At 67.7% G+C, this 16,375-nt stretch carries 15 protein-coding genes; 10 read left to right on the forward strand and 5 right to left on the reverse strand.

The window, feature by feature from the left end:
- The first annotated feature begins 16 nt into the window (after positions 1-16).
- Together AC3ANJ_RS07400 and AC3ANJ_RS07405 are read left to right on the forward strand one after the other, a co-directional pair.
- Positions 17-1,972 (forward strand): MinD/ParA family ATP-binding protein, encoded by a 1,956-nt coding sequence (locus tag AC3ANJ_RS07400; RefSeq protein WP_488318914.1) that lies wholly within the window; start codon positions 17-19, stop codon positions 1,970-1,972.
- Entirely contained in the window at positions 1,972-2,463 is a 492-nt protein-coding gene (locus tag AC3ANJ_RS07405) for a peptide deformylase (RefSeq protein WP_488318915.1), read from the forward strand. Before AC3ANJ_RS07400 ends, AC3ANJ_RS07405 begins: the two co-directional genes overlap by 1 nt.
- 38 nt (positions 2,464-2,501) lie before the next feature.
- Here the strand turns inward: AC3ANJ_RS07405 and AC3ANJ_RS07410 are convergent, their stop codons facing one another.
- Positions 2,502-4,331 carry an AMP-dependent synthetase/ligase gene (locus AC3ANJ_RS07410; protein ID WP_488318916.1) on the reverse strand — a complete coding sequence of 610 codons (1,830 nt, stop codon included), beginning with the start codon at positions 4,329-4,331 and terminating at the stop codon, positions 2,502-2,504.
- Between the two features lie 118 nt (positions 4,332-4,449).
- On the opposite strand from AC3ANJ_RS07410, the gene AC3ANJ_RS07415 reads away from it, so the two are divergent.
- Both AC3ANJ_RS07415 and AC3ANJ_RS07420 read left to right on the forward strand, forming a co-directional pair.
- Positions 4,450-5,148, forward strand: a complete 699-nt coding sequence (locus tag AC3ANJ_RS07415) for a lysophospholipid acyltransferase family protein (protein ID WP_406245658.1) — start codon at positions 4,450-4,452, stop codon at positions 5,146-5,148.
- A 39-nt stretch (positions 5,149-5,187) separates the two neighbouring features.
- Positions 5,188-6,528, forward strand: a complete 1,341-nt coding sequence (locus AC3ANJ_RS07420) for a class II 3-deoxy-7-phosphoheptulonate synthase (protein ID WP_406245657.1) — start codon at positions 5,188-5,190, stop codon at positions 6,526-6,528.
- A gap of 24 nt (positions 6,529-6,552) precedes the next feature.
- On the opposite strand, the gene AC3ANJ_RS07425 is transcribed toward AC3ANJ_RS07420, so the two are convergent.
- The 3 genes from AC3ANJ_RS07425 to AC3ANJ_RS07435 all read right to left on the reverse strand — a co-directional run bounded on the left by AC3ANJ_RS07425 (position 6,553) and on the right by AC3ANJ_RS07435 (position 10,144).
- Positions 6,553-6,921 (reverse strand): HNH endonuclease, encoded by a 369-nt coding sequence (locus AC3ANJ_RS07425; RefSeq protein ID WP_488318917.1) that lies wholly within the window; start codon positions 6,919-6,921, stop codon positions 6,553-6,555.
- Positions 6,922-6,924: 3 nt separating this feature from the next.
- Positions 6,925-8,877 (reverse strand): Stk1 family PASTA domain-containing Ser/Thr kinase, encoded by a 1,953-nt coding sequence (gene pknB, locus AC3ANJ_RS07430; protein WP_488318918.1) that lies wholly within the window; start codon positions 8,875-8,877, stop codon positions 6,925-6,927.
- 79 nt (positions 8,878-8,956) lie between these two features.
- The gene (locus tag AC3ANJ_RS07435) at positions 8,957-10,144 is read right to left on the reverse strand and encodes a LysM peptidoglycan-binding domain-containing protein (RefSeq protein WP_488318919.1); all 1,188 of its coding nucleotides are present in this window, start codon (positions 10,142-10,144) and stop codon (positions 8,957-8,959) included.
- A gap of 123 nt (positions 10,145-10,267) precedes the next feature.
- Here AC3ANJ_RS07435 and AC3ANJ_RS07440 point away from each other — a divergent pair, with 123 nt between their 5' ends.
- Positions 10,268-10,627 carry an Rv2175c family DNA-binding protein gene (locus AC3ANJ_RS07440; protein WP_406245653.1) on the forward strand — a complete coding sequence of 120 codons (360 nt, stop codon included), beginning with the start codon at positions 10,268-10,270 and terminating at the stop codon, positions 10,625-10,627.
- Positions 10,628-10,632: 5 nt separating this feature from the next.
- Here AC3ANJ_RS07440 and AC3ANJ_RS07445 read toward each other — a convergent pair whose 3' ends face one another.
- Positions 10,633-11,721 (reverse strand): polyprenyl synthetase family protein, encoded by a 1,089-nt coding sequence (locus AC3ANJ_RS07445; protein ID WP_488318920.1) that lies wholly within the window; start codon positions 11,719-11,721, stop codon positions 10,633-10,635.
- A gap of 104 nt (positions 11,722-11,825) precedes the next feature.
- On the opposite strand from AC3ANJ_RS07445, the gene AC3ANJ_RS07450 reads away from it, so the two are divergent.
- The 5 genes from AC3ANJ_RS07450 to AC3ANJ_RS07470 all read left to right on the forward strand — a co-directional run bounded on the left by AC3ANJ_RS07450 (position 11,826) and on the right by AC3ANJ_RS07470 (position 16,364).
- Positions 11,826-12,209 carry a DUF3040 domain-containing protein gene (locus AC3ANJ_RS07450; RefSeq protein ID WP_406245651.1) on the forward strand — a complete coding sequence of 128 codons (384 nt, stop codon included), beginning with the start codon at positions 11,826-11,828 and terminating at the stop codon, positions 12,207-12,209.
- A 281-nt stretch (positions 12,210-12,490) separates the two neighbouring features.
- Entirely contained in the window at positions 12,491-12,922 is a 432-nt protein-coding gene (gene mraZ, locus AC3ANJ_RS07455) for a division/cell wall cluster transcriptional repressor MraZ (RefSeq protein WP_376180293.1), read from the forward strand.
- 100 nt (positions 12,923-13,022) lie between these two features.
- On the forward strand, positions 13,023-13,961 hold the full coding sequence (rsmH, locus tag AC3ANJ_RS07460; protein WP_406245650.1) for a 16S rRNA (cytosine(1402)-N(4))-methyltransferase RsmH: 939 nt from the start codon (positions 13,023-13,025) through the stop codon (positions 13,959-13,961).
- Positions 13,958-14,557: a cell division protein FtsL gene (gene ftsL / locus AC3ANJ_RS07465; RefSeq protein ID WP_488318921.1), complete on the forward strand. Its 600-nt coding sequence runs from the start codon at positions 13,958-13,960 to the stop codon at positions 14,555-14,557. The genes rsmH and ftsL overlap by 4 nt, the downstream gene beginning before the upstream one ends.
- A gap of 13 nt (positions 14,558-14,570) precedes the next feature.
- Entirely contained in the window at positions 14,571-16,364 is a 1,794-nt protein-coding gene (locus tag AC3ANJ_RS07470) for a peptidoglycan D,D-transpeptidase FtsI family protein (protein ID WP_488318922.1), read from the forward strand.
- The last annotated feature ends 11 nt before the right edge of the window (positions 16,365-16,375 follow it).

The raw sequence follows: 16,375 nt of genomic DNA on the forward strand, positions 1-16,375 counted from the left end.
CGACTGGGAGTGAGACATGACCGCGAAGAACACCGATCGACCCGATGACGATGATTCGCTCGGGGTGCTGGACGACGCCGCATCCCTGGATACGGCCGGCATCGGCATCCTCGGCGGCACCGCCCAGGTGAATCTGACGATCCCGATGGGCGACGACGACGACCTCCTCGACGACGACGCCGTCGTGGATGGCGAGGTCGCCTCCGAGTTGATCCTCGACCCGGCGCCCGAACTCGAGCCGGCGACGGCGGCCGACGTCATCGGTCGCATCAACGACGGCGGTTTCGACATCGTGATCGAGCTTCCGGCCGAAGAACTGCCGCAGGCGACCGTCAAGGACGCCGAGGACGCGGTGACCGCCGAGGTCGTGCTCGACCAGGACGAACTCGCCGACCGGATCGCGGTGCACGACGCCGAGGCGGCCATGAATGCCGATGACCTCGTCATCGAGCAGGACGCCGAACCGCAGGTGGAGCCCGAATCGCAGGCGGAACCGGAATCGGAGCCCGAACCCGAACCCGAACCCGAACCTTCCGCGTCGTCGAGCGAGCCCGCCCCGGCAGCGGACGAGCAGCCGGAGTCCGAGGTCGTGGCTTCGGAGGCGGTCGCAGAGAGCGCGCCTGCCGCGCCGGCCACGCCCGCGAAGCAGCCCAAGCAGACCAAGACGAAGAGCAAGCCGAAACCACTCGCCCGCGCGGCCGCGGCAGACGCCGCGTCTGCGCTTTCGAAGCCGACGGAGCCCGTTGCGTCCGCAGCGCCGCAGACTTCCGCACCAGAGCACATCGCGCCGGACGCGCCGGCGACGACCGTCGCGCGTTCGAGTTCGGCCTGGGTGGCCACGGTCGAACGCGCGGCGGCAGGCGAAGCATCCGATCCCGTTGAGGAAGAGGACGAGACAGTGAGCACGGAGAAGGAACCCCGAGTGACGTCATCCGAGGCCTCGCTCGCGCCGCGCACGGCGGCGGCACCGGCCAGGGCAGACATCGAACTGACCTCGAAGCGGCTCGGCGACCAGCTCGGACAGGCCACGCGCGAGTCGGCCGACCTGCTGACGGCCGATCGGCTGCTCGATCCGCACCAGGTCACCAAGCCGGAGCCCGAGGGCGCGTGGAGCCACTTCCTGTACACCGTGTCCGGGCGTCGTATCAACATCGGCGACGGCAAGAAGGCCAAGGCGCGCAAGGCGCTGTCGACCAGGATCGCGGCTCCCATGAGCGGTGGGGCGCGCTTCGTGCCCGTCCTCTCGCGCAAGGGCGGGGTCGGCAAGACTACCATCACCGCGCTTCTCGGCATGGCCCTCGCCGATGCCAGGGACGACCGCGTGATCGCGGTGGACGCCAACCCTGATCGCGGCACGCTCGCGGAGCGCATCGTCGGCTCGCACAGCAAGTCCGTGCGCGACCTCGTTCGCATCCACGACGAGGTACGCGGCTATCACGACATCTCCGCGATCGTCGCGCGCGACACCACGCGGCTCGACGTCCTCGCATCCGACACGGACCCGCGCATCGCGGATGCCTTCGGCGACGCCGACTACCGCGATGTTGCCGACGTTGCGGCTCACTACTACTCGCTGGTGCTCACCGACACCGGCACGGGCATCGTGCATTCCGTCATGGGCGCGACGCTCGAACTCGCCGACCAGCTGGTGATCGTGTCCGGTCTGAGCGTCGACGAGGCGCGCCTCGCGTCCGAGACGCTGACCTGGCTCGAGACGAACGGCTACTCCGCTCAGGCGCGGGACGCGATCATCGTGCTCAACCAGTCCACTCCAGGAAGCCCGCTGGTGCGGTTGAACGAGCTGGAAGCGCACTTCGCCACGCGTGCCCGTCACGTCGTGCGGATGCCGTACGACCCGCAGATCGCCGGTGGCGGACCCATCGTCTTCACGTCGTTGCTGCCCGAGACGCGACAGGCGGCCAGAGAGCTGGCCGCATTGCTCGTCGAGGGCCTGCGGGCGAGCGCCGCCTGATGGCGGTACGGGAGATCCGTCTGTTCGGCGACCCCGTGCTGCGCACGGTGTCAGCGCGGATCGAGGACATCGATGACGGCATCCGATCGCTGGTGACGGATCTGGTCGACACGGTCGAGCTTCCCGGCCGTGCCGGCGTTGCGGCGAATCAGATCGGCGTCGCACTGCGCGCGTTCAGCTACAACATCGACGGCGACATCGGCTACGTGCTCAACCCCGTGCTCGTCGAGGTCCGGGGCGAGCCGGTTCCCACCGGTGAAGGCTGTCTGTCGGTGCCAGGGCTCTGGCACGACGCGCTGCGGCACCCGTGGGCGCGCGTCGAGGGCATCGACCTCGACGGCAACCCGGTCGTCCTGGAGGGCGAAGGGCTGCTCGCTCAGGCGCTGCAGCACGAGACCGATCACCTCGACGGCAAGGTGTATCTGTCACGGCTCGCGCCCGAGACCCGCAAGATCGCGATGCGCGAGGTCCGCGAGAGTTCCTGGTTCTGATCGCGACCTTCGCTCGTTGAGCGACGAGCGAAGGAGCGTCAGCCCCCGAGAGCGACGTTCGTGGTCTGTACCGGCTCGTCGTAGATCGCGGAGATCTCGTCGGCGAAGTCCGTCAGGATCACGTTCCGCTTGATCGACATCTTGGGCGTCAGATGTCCGGATGCCTCGGTCCATTCGGATTCGAGGATCGTGAACTTGCGGATCGACTCGGCACGGGAGACGTTGCTGTTGGCGACGTCGACGGCACGCTGCACCTCTTCGCGCACTGCCGCGTTGCGGGATGCCTCGGCGAGCGACATGGAACCATCGAGACCGTTGTTCGCGAGCCAGGTGGGCAGCATCTCGGGATCGAGAGTGATGAGTGCCGAGATGAACGGCTTCTGGTCTCCGACGACCACGACCTGACCGACGACAGGATTCGCACGGATCGGATCCTCCAGCGCGGCGGGTGCGACGTTCTTCCCGCCGGCGGTGACGATGATCTCCTTCTTGCGCCCGGTGATCGTGAGGAAACCGTCGCTGTCGAAGGACCCGATGTCGCCGGTGCGGAACCACCCGTCGTCGAAGGCCGCAGCGGTCGCCTCGGGATTGTTCCAGTACTCCTTGAAGACGTTGATGCCCTTGACCTCGATCTCGCCGTCGTCGGCGAGACGGACGCTGACGCCCGGGAGCGCTGGGCCGACCGTGCCGATCTTGGACTTGTCGCCCTGGTTCACGGTCGCCGGTGCCGTGGTCTCGGTCAGGCCGTAGCCCTCCAGGATCACGACGCCGAGGCTGTGGAAGAAGTGCCCGAGGCGGGCGCCGAGGGGAGCGGAGCCCGAGATCGCGTACGCGATGTTGCCGCCCATCGCCGTGCGAAGCTTCGAGTAGACGAGCTTGTCGAACAGCGCGAACTTGATCTTCAGGCCGAACGGGATCTTGCGTCCCTCCTCCAGGAGGCGGGAGTGCTCGATCGCGGCGGCGGCTGCCGCGTGGAAGATCTTCCCCTTGCCGCCGGCCTCGGCCTTCTGCTCCGCGGAGTTGTAGACCTTCTCGAACACGCGCGGGACGGCGAGCAGGAACGTCGGCTTGAACGATCCGAGCGCCTGCAGCAGCTGCTTCGTGTCCGGCTGGTGTCCGGTGCGGACGCCGGCATGGATGTTGAGGATCGAGATGAAGCGGGCGAACACGTGCGCCGTGGTGATGAACAGAACCGTGGATGCACCAGGCATCGACAGCACGGAATTCAGCGACACGTACGAGTTGCGCGACAACTCGACGAAGTTGCTGTGCGTCAGCACGCATCCCTTCGGGCGGCCGGTGGAGCCGGAGGTGTAGATCAGGGTCGCGATGTCGCTGCCGACGGCGATCTGACGACGGCGTTCGACCTCGGCATCCTCGATCGATGCGCCTTGCGCGGTGAGGGCGTCGATGGCGCCGAGGTGCAGCTGCCAGACGTCGCGCACGAGAGGCAGGTCGCCGCGCACCTCGTCGAAGCGCTGGAAGTGGTCCAGAGATTCCACGATGAGCCCCGTCGCGCCCGAGTCCTCCAGAATCCACTGGATCTGGGCAGGGGAGCTGGTCTCGTACACCGGCACCATGACGGCTCCGGCGTAGAACAGCGCGAAGTCGACGAGCGTCCACTCGTACGTCGTGCGTGCGATGAAGCCGACCTTGTCGCCCGGCTGGACACCGGCTGCGATGAAGCCCTTGGCCAAGGCGACCACCGCCGTCTGGAAGTCGGCGGCGGTGATATCGCGCCAGCCGTCGCCCTGGGGCACCGAGAACAGAGCGAGGTGTGGGGTCGCCTTCACCCTCTCGACGAGCAGGTCGGCGATGTTGGCATCTGGGTCGGCGGGGACGATTGCGGGAACATCGAACTGGACCACGGCAGCTCCTTCGGTACCGGTCGGGCACGGGTTTGGATCGAGTCTAAGGCATGGCATCCAGTCGCACGCCAACTGAGACTGCGTCGCACGAGTTCGTCGGGCGCTAGACTGCACATCGATGTTCTACTGGCTGATGAAGTATGTCGCGATCGGCCCCATCGTCAAGGCGATCTTCCGCCCCTGGATCGTGGGCCGGCGCAACGTGCCGACGACGGGTGCGGCGATCCTCGCCAGCAACCATCTCTCGTTCGCCGACTCGATCTTCCTGCCGCTCGTGATCGACCGGCCGATGTCGTTCCTCGCAAAGAGCGATTACTTCACAGGGCGGGGGATCAAGGGCTGGTCGACGCGCTTCTTCATGAAGGCCACCGGGCAGATCCCGATCGATCGCTCCGGCGGCAAGGCCTCTGAGGCGTCGCTCAACACCGGCCTGCAGGTTCTCGGACGCGGCGATCTGCTCGGCATCTATCCCGAGGGAACGCGCAGCCCAGATGGCAAGCTCTATCGCGGCCGCACCGGTATCGCGCGCATGGCGCTCGAGGCGAAGGTCCCTGTGATCCCCGTCGTGATGGTGGACACCGACACGGCCATGCCCATCGGCCAGCGACTGCCGAACATCGTGCGCGTCGGGATCGTCATCGGCGAGCCGCTGGACTTCTCCCGTTACGAGGGCATGGAGAACGATCGGTACATCCTCCGCTCCGTCACGGACGAGATCATGATCGCGTTGCAGCGGCTCGGCGAGCAGCAGTACGACGACGTGTACGCGTCCACCGTGAAGGACCGGCTTCCCGCCCGCGTCACACGGCGCTCCTGAGGCGACGAGGGGTGTCCGCGCCCCAGTAAGCTGAGGACCATGCCGAACCCGCATGACGCCGCACTCGACGCCTGGCGCGCACTCCCGATCAAGCAGCAGCCGCAGTGGCCCGACGCGGATCGTGTCGCCGAGGTCTCCGGTCAGATCGCGGGGCTTCCGCCGCTGGTGTTCGCCGGCGAGGTCGACAACCTGCGTGATCGGCTCGCGCGCGCTGCATCCGGTCAGGCGTTCCTGCTGCAGGGCGGCGACTGCGCCGAGACCTTCGCCGGTGCCACGGCCGAGCAGATCCGCAACCGGATCAAGACCGTGCTGCAGATGGCCGTCGTGCTCACCTACGGTGCGTCCATGCCCATCGTGAAGATGGGGCGCATGGCCGGTCAGTTCGCCAAGCCGCGCTCCAGCGACTCCGAGACCCGCGGTGACGTCACACTGCCCGCCTACCGCGGTGACATCGTCAACGGCTACGACTTCACCGAGACCTCCCGCACCGCCGACCCAGGACGCCTGCTGCAGGGCTATCACACCGCGGCGTCCACGCTGAACCTGATCCGCGCCTTCACACAGGGCGGCTTCGCGGACCTCCGCGAGGTGCACTCGTGGAACAAGGGATTCGCGCAGAACCCGGCCAATCAGCGGTATGAGCGGATGGCGAGCGAGATCGATCGCGCCATCAAGTTCATGGAGGCTGCCGGCGCCGACTTCGACGAGCTCAAGCGCGTCGAGTTCTTCACGGGGCACGAAGGCCTGCTCATGGATTACGAGCGGCCGATGACCCGCATCGATTCGCGCACGGACACGCCGTACAACACCTCGGCGCACTTCCTCTGGATCGGAGAGCGCACACGTGAGCTCGACGGCGCGCACGTCGACTACTTCTCCAAGATCCGCAATCCCATCGGCGTCAAGCTCGGCCCGACCACCTCGCCCGAGACGGCTCTCGCACTCATCGACAAGCTCGACCCCGAGCGCGAGCCGGGCCGGCTCACCTTCATCACGCGCATGGGCGCGGGGAAGATCCGCGACGCGCTTCCTCCGCTGCTGCAGGCCGTGAAGGATGCCGGTGCCACACCGCTCTGGGTCACCGACCCCATGCACGGCAACGGCATCACCACGCCCACCGGGTACAAGACGCGTCGCTTCGACGACGTCGTCGACGAGGTGCGCGGCTTCTTCGAGGCGCACCGCGCCGTCGGCACGTTCCCCGGCGGCATCCACGTCGAGCTCACCGGTGACGACGTCACCGAGTGCCTCGGCGGATCAGAGCACATCGACGAGGCCGACCTCGCGACGCGTTACGAGTCGCTGTGCGACCCGCGTCTGAATCACATGCAGAGCCTGGAGCTGGCGTTCCTCGTCGCCGAGGAGCTCGAGAAGCGCTGACCGCCCGGTGCCCGTGCCGGCCGCTCAGTCGGCGGAGCGGAACCCCGCCAGGATCGTCGCGTGGCGGAGAAGGAATGCGCGCTCGTCGAGCTTCTTGCGCCGCAGCCAGCCGGTGACCTCGTTGTTGTGCTTGCTCGCATTGCACGACGCACAGGCGGGGACGACGTTCTCGAGGGTGTAGCGGCCGCCGCGCGAGATGGGCTGGACGCAGTCCCGCTGGAGCGGAAGGCCGCCGGCCCGGCAGTAGGCGCATCCCTCCCAGGCCTCGAGCAACTCGGCCCACTGCTCGGCGGTGAGGTCGTTGTCCACGCGGTCGAGCCGCCGCTGCCGTCGCTTCGCGTAGCGCGCGCGTGAAGCGGTGGAGGCTGCGGGGAACTTACGACGCGGAGGCACGGATCAGCCGCTGAGCTGGATCGTCAGTTCCACGTTCGATCCGGCGCGAAGCGACGTGTCAGAACCGGGGTTCTGCCCCGTCACAACAGCCATGTCCGCGAAACCGGGGAGATCGCCCCAGGCGGCGTAGCTCGCGGTGAAGCCACCGGAGCTGGAGGCCAGCGCTTGTTTGGCCTCGGCGAGCGTCATCCCGGAGACATCAGGCACCTCGAACAACTGCGGCCCCTTGGACACCACGAGCGACGTGGAATCGCCCGGCCGCCAATTGCCGCTCGGGTCGCGCTCGGCCATCGACATCACGATGCCGGCTTCGACGTCGTCGCTGAACTCCTCGGTCTGCTCGGCGACCGTGATGCCCTTCTCCTCGAGGGCGGCCACGGCTTCGTCCGCCGACATCCCGACGACATCGGGGAGCTCGCCCAGTGAGACGTAGAGCTCGACGGTGTCGTCCTCGAAGATCTCGCAGCCTTCACCGCACTCATAGCTGTCGCCACCCGCGCGCGGAGTGACGTACGCGTTGATGACGAGCCCGGCGTCGGCGGACGAGTACAGCTCGAGCGTCTCATCCTGGACGTTGACGTGCACGGAGCCGAGGTAGTCCCTGGCATCCTGCTCCGCCCGGCCGTTCAGCGGCTCGAGCGAGTGGGAGGCAGGACCGTCCGAGATGTAGACGGTCACCTCGGCGCCCTTGTCGAGCCGCTCGCCCGGTGCGGGGTCGCTGCGGATCGCCAGTCCGGCCTCGACGTCGATGGCGTTCTCGTGTTCCTCGACGGCGACGAGGTCGTGCTCGGCGAGCTCGGTCTGCGCCTCGGCGAAGCTCGCGCCCGAGACATCCGGTACCGCGACGAGAGATCCTGGTCCGGAACCGAACCACCAGCCGACACCGCCCGCGACGGTCGCAAGCAGGAGCACGAGCGCGAGCAGGAGCGCTCCGCGGGCACGGCGCCGCGACGTGCGCCGGCGCAGCAGCGTCGCATTGTCGACCGCCTGATCCACGGGTCCGGTCGGATCCGCGATGACGGCCGTGCCGGGGAGCACCTTCGTCACTTCGCCGGAGTCGAGCTGCGAGCGTGCCGGGGGAGAGGTCGCCGCGGCGACCTGAGGTGCGATGCCGAGGTCCTTCTCGATCTCGCGGAGCCGGTTCAGCATCATCTGCGCATCGTCCGGTCGCTCCTGCGGGGAGCGTTCGGTCGCCCAGAGGACCAGCTCATCCAGCTGCTCAGGGACGGAGGGGTTGCGCGCGCTCGGTCGAGGAACCGACTCGGTCGCGTGCTGGAAGGCGATCTGCATCGGCTGCTCGCCCTTGTACGGCTGTTCGCCGGTGAGCATCTCGTAGAGCATGATGCCCAGGGCGTAGATGTCGCTGCGGGCGTCGGCCGTGCCGCGCGTGACGAGCTCGGGCGCGAGATAGGCGATCGTGCCCAGCAGTTGGGCACCGGTGGCGGTGTTCGCCGTGGTCGCACGCGCGAGACCGAAGTCACCGATCTTGATGCGACCGTCCTCGGCCAGCAGGACGTTCTCCGGCTTCACGTCGCGGTGCACGATGCCACCGCGGTGAGCGGCCGCGAGACCGGCCAGCACGGCATCCATGATGGTGATGGTCTGCGGAATGGTCAGTCGTCGCTGTTCGCGCATGAGCTCGCGCAGCGTGATGCCGGGCAGGTACTCCATGACCAGGTAGGCGAGTTCGCCGTCCTGGCCCTGATCGAACACGTTGACCACGTGCGGATCGGCGAGACGCGCGGCCGAGCGGGCCTCCTGGATGAAGCGGCTCTGGAAGTTCGAGTCGTCGCTGAGATGCGCATGCATGACCTTCAGCGCGATGCGGCGTTCGAGCCGCAGATCCGTGGCGACGTACACGGTGGCCATGCCTCCGCGGGCGATCCTGGCGCGCACACGATAGCGACCGTCGACAAGCCGCCCGATGAGGGGGTCGGCCTGCTGATTCGTCGTCACGAAGAAAGTCTACGGAGAACAGGCTGAAAGCCCCGGCAACGCCTCACCCCTGCGTCGATCCCGGTGAGGAGGATCGGCTTCAACCGAGCTGCGCGAGCCACTGGTAGGACGCCTGTTCCCACTGACCGTAGCGCTCGGGATAGGCGGACTTCTGGACCGCCTGCGCCGCGTCGGTGAATCGCATCGTCTCCCAGCCGCTGACGTCGAGGAGTCCGTGCGTCATCGTGCCGTCCGGGTTGGTGTTCCCGGTGAAGAAGGTGCGGATCGCGTAGTCGCGGTTGCGGATCTGCTCGGCCGTCCCCCACCCGGTGCTCGGTCGCTGCTGGAACAGGCCGAGCGAGTCGCGGTCGCCCCAGTCGAGGTTGCGCAGCCACGATTCGACCATGCTGGTCGCGAGGGCGATGGCGATGCCACGATCCGAGACGCCGAGTTCGCGCCCGATGCGGATGATCATGAGGGCGTTCTCGGTCTGCGGGGCGTTGAGCGTCGCGCTCTTCGGGCCGTGGTCGGTGGCAGCGGTCTCCTGCTTGCCGGGGATCGCGATCTTCTGGCCCGGATAGATGATCGAGGAGCCGGACAGACCGTTCGCCGTGAAGATCGCACTGATCGTCGTCGCATACTTCGCCGCGATACCCGTGATCGTGTCGCCTGCGACGACGGTGTGCGTGGTGGCGGTGTTCGCTGCAGGAGCGGGCGTGGAGACAGGCGTGGATGCCGGGGCCGGCGCGGGTGCGGCGGCGGTGCCCGAGATGCGGATCTTCTGACCCGGGTAGATGATCGAGGAGCGCGAAAGGCCGTTGGCCGCCAGCACGGCGTCGATCGTCGTGCCGTACTTCGCGGCGATGCGCGAGATCGTGTCGCCGGCGACCACGGTGTGCGTCTGGGTGGACGGGGCCGCCGGTGCGGGGGCGACAGGAGTCGCGCTCGGTGCCGGGGATACCGGCGTCAGCCGCAGCACCTGGCCGGGCCGGATCAGCGCATCGGCGCCCAGCCCGTTCCATGACACGAGGTCGGCGGAGCGCAGGCCGTAGGTGCGCGCGATGCCCCACACTGTCTCGCCGGAGCGCACGGTGTGCGTCGCCGGAGTCGGTGCAGCGGTCGGCAGCGTGCGGGCGCCGAACACGTGCGTGCGTTCGATCGCGCCCGTCGTGACCTCGGCGGCGGTCGCCGGGGCCGCGGCGAATGCGCCGGAAAGCGTGCTCAGGAGCGCGGCCGGGATCCCCACCTGAAGGTGGCGGATACGGCGGCGCATTGTCTGCTGGCTCAAGGTAGCCCCCCTTTGATCGCCTCGTCCACGCTGACACGGATGTATACGGAAGTCAACAGAAGTGATGAATGTGGCACGTGTGACGGGTGGGGCGACATGCGTCTGTCAGCCGGAGGTGAGATAGTGAACAACGTGTCTGAGACTGCCCCCGAATCGACCCCCACCGACTGGCTGACCCTGCCCGACCTCGTCGAGGTGCTCGACGAATCGCAGAGTCGCGTGCGTCGTCTCATCGACGATCACCACCTCATCGCCTCCCGACGCAGCGGCGTGCTGGCCGTGCCGGCGATCTTCATCGTCGATGGACATCCGCTCTCCTCTCTGCGCGGCACGATCATCGCGCTGCAGGATGCCGGGCTCACCGACGATGAGGCGATCGACTGGCTGCTCGCCGAAGACGACACGCTCGGACGCGCACCGATCGCGGCGCTGCTCGCCGGCCACAAGAGTGAAGTCCGCCGCGTCGCACGCACGCTGGCCTGATCGCGTCAGGCCACGCGGGTCGTCGCCGCCCTGGCGAGCTCGCGCAACTCGCCGACTGCGGCGTTGTCCAATCGCGCTCCGATGAGAGAGCGGTCGGCCGTGCGCGCGTAGTCGCCGATCAGCGTCTCCACGCGATCCAGCGCGCCGCTGTCGCGCACGGTCGCCTGCATCGCTGCGATCTGTGCATCGTCGAGCAGATCGTCGCCCAGCATCTCGTCGAGCAGAACGCGCGCTGACGGAGTCAGGCGCTCGCGCGTGAACGCGATGAGCACGGTGCGCTTGCCTTCGCGCAGGTCGTCTCCGCTGGGCTTGCCGGTGAGAGCGGCGTCGCCGAACACGCCGAGCACGTCGTCGCGCAACTGGAAAGCCATGCCCAGCGGCATCCCGAAGCTCTCGAGCGCGTCGAGCTGTTCGGCATCCGCGCCGGCGAGCAGCGCGCCCAGCCGGAGCGGCTGCGCGACGCTGTATCTGGCGGACTTGAAGGAGATCACCCTGAGCGCGCGCTCGGCGTGCTCGTCCAGGGAGCTGACGCTCCACGCCGATTCCTCGGCGATGTCGAGGAACTGGCCGATCGTGACATCGCGCCGCATGCGGGCGTACTCCGCGCGAACGGCCGGTGCGTTCGGGAGGCCCTGCAGAGCGTCCTCGAGCAGATCGTCGCTCCATGCGACCAGCAGGTCGCCGAGCAGTACGGCACCGGATCGTCCGAAGGCGGCGGCATCACCGCTCCATCCGGCCGTTCGATGCTCGGCCTCGAGTGCGCGGTGCGCTGCGGGCCTGCCGCGTCGGGTGTCGGAGTTGTCGATCAGGTCATCGTGGACGAGGGCTGCGGCCTGGAACACTTCGAGAGAAGCGCACAGGCGCCACAGCGCATCGGGTTCGACGGACATGCGGTCACCTGCTCGTGCCACCGCACTCCACCCGGCGTGACAGAACCGCGCTCTCAGGCGTTTTCCGCCTGACAGCGTTGCGGCTGCCGATTCGACGAACCGCCGGCCGTCAGGTCCGTAATCGGCGGCTTCTGCGCGCATGCGGTCGAGGAAATGCTCGAGTGCGCGCGCGATGGAGTCGTGGACGGAGGCGGGGGAGGGCACGCCCCCAGCCTACGGCGATCGGATGCGACACCTCTCAGCCGATCTCTAGCCTCGGAGCCCGGTGCGCAGGTAGACTGGAAGACACGAAACCCGAGGGGGACGGAATGCCACTGTCCGAACAGGAGCAGCGTCTGCTCGACGAGATGGAACGCCATCTCCTCCAGAACGACGCGGATGTTGTCAGCGCGCCCTCGGGCGACCGCGTGCTGAGCTATCGGAACCTCGTCTACGGCGCGGTACTGCTGCTGGTGGGCATCGGCGCTCTCGTCGTCGGTGTGGCACTGGCCAATGATCTCGGTGCCTTCGCCATCGCCATCGGTGTGGTCGGCTTCCTCGCCATGCTCGGCGGTGTGATGCTCGCCGTGACACCGGTGCGACGCACGACCGGCTCGGTGCCGAAGGCACCCCGCGAGAAGGGCCCTGCCTCGTCGGCGGGCTTCATGGATCGTATGAACGATCGATGGGACCGCCGCCAAGAGGGGCGCTGACCCCACTTCTCTCCACTTCGAGAACCCGGATGCTCTGAGCATCCGGGTTCTTTGCGTTTCCGGGTGTTGATGCTCCTTTCGGCTCCACCCGTCCTCCACTCGCGCTCCACTTCACTCCACTCGCCGCGACACCCGTCTTTCCGCGGGTTTCCGTGGCATGGGTGAGGGGGCATGGCCGCGTTGTGCCATCATCGGTGGGATTGATCGTAGGAATGTGGAGCAAAGTGGAGTAAAGTGGGGCATACCTCGAGTTGGCCGGACGAAGAGGGGGGTGAAGGCCGATGTTGCTGGGGACGCACTCACCGAAGCTCGACGACAAGGGCCGAGTCATCCTGCCCGCCAAGTTCCGCGAGGATCTCGCCGGCGGCATCGTCGTCACGCGCGGACAGGAGCGCTGCCTCTACGTCTTCAGCACGGCGGAGTTCGAAGAGCTGCACGAGCGGATCCGGCAAGCGCCGCTCAGCAACAAGCAGGCCCGTGACTTTCTGCGCATGTTCCTCTCCGGAGCGAGCGCGGAGATGCCCGACAGCCAGAACCGCATCACCATCCCGGCGCACCTGCGCCAGTACGCGGGGCTCGAGAAGGAGCTCGTCGTGACAGGAGTCGGCGCACACGCCGAGATCTGGGATGCCGCGGCCTGGAACACCTACCTCGAAAGCAACGAGGAAACGTACGCAGAACTGGAACAGGAGGTGATTCCGGGATTGTTCTGACCTCGACTGTGATGCCCCGCCGCTCCCGCCCCGACACACTTCCCCGGTGCCGGGTCGCGAAGCGGAGGGGGATCAGAGTCGAAGGTCTCCCGAAGACATCATGAGCATCCGAGACATCCACACCCCGGTCCTCCTGGAGCGCTGCATCGAACTGCTCGCTCCGGCGCTGCAGCACGACGGCGCCGTCCTCGTCGATGCCACGCTCGGCATGGGCGGTCACGCCGAGGCATTCCTCGAGCGCTTCGAGAACATCCGCCTGGTCGGACTCGACCGCGACACCGACGCGCTTCGGATCGCCTCCGAGCGTCTGGCGCGCTTCGGTGGACGCGCCTCGTTCGTCCACTCGGTGTACGACGAGATCGGACTGCACGCGCAGGGCGCGGACGGCATCCTCTTCGACCTCGGAGTCTCCTCCCTGCAACTGGATGAGGCGGAGCGCGGCTTCGCGTACTCCAAGGACGCTCCGCTGGACATGCGGATGGATCAGACCAAGGGCACGACGGCAGCCGACGTGCTCGCGACCTACAGCGAGGGCAACCTCCGCCGCATCTTCGAACGCTACGGCGAGGAGAAGCTGGCCGGACGATACGCGCGCTTCATCGTCCAGGCTCGTCAGGAGACGCCGCTGGAGCGGTCGGGGCAGCTCGTCGAGCTCCTCATCGCCGCCACGCCGGCCGCCGCGCAGCGCGCCGGGCACCCGGCCAAGCGCGTCTTCCAGGCGCTGCGGATCGAGGTCAACTCCGAACTGAGCGTCCTCGCGGACGCCATCCCGTCCGCGATGGATGCCCTGAACATCGGCGGACGCATCGTCGTCATGTCGTATCAGTCGTTGGAGGACCGCCTGATCAAGCAGGCGTTCGCCGCGGCATCCGCGTCGACGGCCCCGGCGGGGCTGCCGGTCGAGCTCCCGGAGCACGCCCCCCGCTTCCGGATGCTGACCAAGGGCGCCGAACTCGCCGGCGACGACGAGCGCGCGCGCAACCCGCGTGCGATACCGGTGCGGCTGCGTGCCGCCGAGAAGCTGAGGGAGCGGTCATGAGTGCCGAAGCAACCGCCCGCTTGCGGCCGACCCCGCAGGCTCCGGTCCGCGAAGAACGCGGTCGTCGCCTTCGACCCGTCGAGAAGACGGCACCGAGGCGTCGTCCGAAGCTCGCCTACGCCCTCGTCGCACTGACCGGTGCCCTGCTGATCGGCGCCGCCCAGATGGGCCTGACGCTCGCGACCACGCACGACTCGTTCGTCGTCGCGGATCTGAAGAGCCAGCAGCGTGCGCTCGGCCTCGAGGCGCAGGCGCTCGAGGAGCAGCTCGCCGGGGCGAACTCCCCGCAGTCGCTCGCCAGCAAGGCGAGCGAGCTGGGCATGGTCGTCGCGGGGACGGCTTCGTATCTGCGGCTCAGCGACGGAGCCGTTGTCGGCGCCGGAATCGGAGCGGAAGGCGTCTCGACGGTGAATCCGAACGGATCGGGCGCCGTCGCGAACTCACTGCTCGACGACCGAGCCGCCGCAGCCGCCGCAACGACCGCGGCCGAAGAACAGCCCGTGCAGGCTGCCACCGCAGAGGACGCGGTGGCACCCCCGGAATCCGACACGCCGCCCGCCCTGACCGATGGGCTGCCGACACCGAGCACACACTGAGACCGGAGACATGATGACGACTCGCGCAACCCGTGGTCCCCGGCGGCGTACCGTCGTCGCACTGGCGGTCGTCTTCGCGGTTCTCGCAGCGTTCGTGGTCCGCCTGGTCGACATCCAGGTGGTCTCAGCGGACGACCACGTGTCCGATTCGCTCGAGGTCGGAAACCTCGGCACCACGACCGCCATCGCCGGCAATCGAGGCAGCATCGTCGACGCCGATGGCACCGTGCTCGCGGCGAGCACGCTGGTCTACGACGTGCAGCTCTCGCCGTCGCTCATCGCCGTCGTCGACGAGAACGAGAAGAGCCCGCCCTCGTACCTGTGGGCGGAGGCGTCGGACAAGATCGCGGCGGTGATCGGCACGACCGGTGAGCAGCTGCGCGCCGACGTCGCGGCGAACCTCGAGGAGAATCCGGAATCGCAGTACCTGTTCCTCAAGAGCGGCCTCAACACCGAGCAGTATCTGCAGTTGAAGGAACTGAAGGACGAGGGCCTGGCCTATCTCGCGATGAAGTCCCGCAGTGTCCGCGTCTACCCGAACGGTGCCGTGGCAGGCACGATGGTCGGCTTCCTCAACGGCGCAGGCGAGGGCCAGTACGGCGTGGAGCGGATGATGGGCGAGTGCCTCGCGCCGACCGACGGCTCCCAGACGTATCGCACGGGCAAGGACGGCGTCGTCATCCCCGGCAGCGAGACCACCACGGATGCCGTCGACGGCGGCACCGTGCAGCTGACGCTCAACAGCGACCTGAACTGGTACCTCCAGCAGATGGTCGCGGAGGAGGCGCAGCGCCAGGGCGCCGCAAGCGCCACGGTGACGGTGGTCGAGGTCAAGACCGGCAAGATTCGGGCTGCGGCCGAATGGCCGTCGGTCGACCCGAACAACGTAGACGGCACGCCCAGCGGCTACTGGACCTCCCAGATCTTCTCCAAGACATTCGAACCGGGCTCCACGTTCAAGGCGGTGACCGCAGCCACGATCATCGATCAGGGCGTCGCGGACTGGTCGACGGGCGTGACGGCCGAGAGCCGCGAGTTCTTTCCCAACGGGGCCGAGATCAACGATCCGTTCTCGCACCCGCAGTACAACTACACGCTCGCGGGCGCCCTGATCGATTCGTCCAACGTCGCGCTGTCGAAGTACGGCGAGATGGTCGCCCCTGAGGTCCGTCACGACTACCTGGCCAAGTTCGGGGTGGGTCAGAAGACGCCGATCGGGCTGTACGGCGAAGAGCCCGGCACGCTGCACCCGGCGAGCGAATGGGATAACCAGTCGCTGTACACGACGACGTTCGGTCAGCACTTCACGATCACCGCCGCGCAGCTCGCCAGCGCGTACCAGACCTTCGCGAACGACGGGCAGCGCATCGACCTCTCGTTGATCGAGTCCTGCACGCAGGCCGACGGCACCGTGGTCGAAGCCGACGCGCCGGAGCACGAACAGGTCGTCAGCGAGAGCACCGCGGCTCAGGTGCAGCGCATGCTCGAGAACGTCGCGGTGCAGGGCGGGCTGTCCGAGCGGATCGAGGTCCCCGGCTACCGGATCGCGACCAAGACCGGCACCGCGCAGACGCCGGACGGGCACGGGGGATACAAGTCCGGAATCTTCGATGTGAGCATCGTGGGGTACGCACCGGCCGAGGACCCTGAGTACGTCGTCGTGGTCACAATGGACGAGCCGACTAAGCTGAGGACGTCTGCTGCCACCGCCACAGCCTTCCAGAAGGCGATGACGCAGGTGCTCAAGACCTACCGGGTGAAGCCGTCCACGGAACCGATGGACGAGCTGCTCCCCAAGTTCAAGTAAGCCGGCTCACC

The sequence above is a fragment of the Microbacterium sp. STRO-1N genome (genome assembly GCF_057748015.1).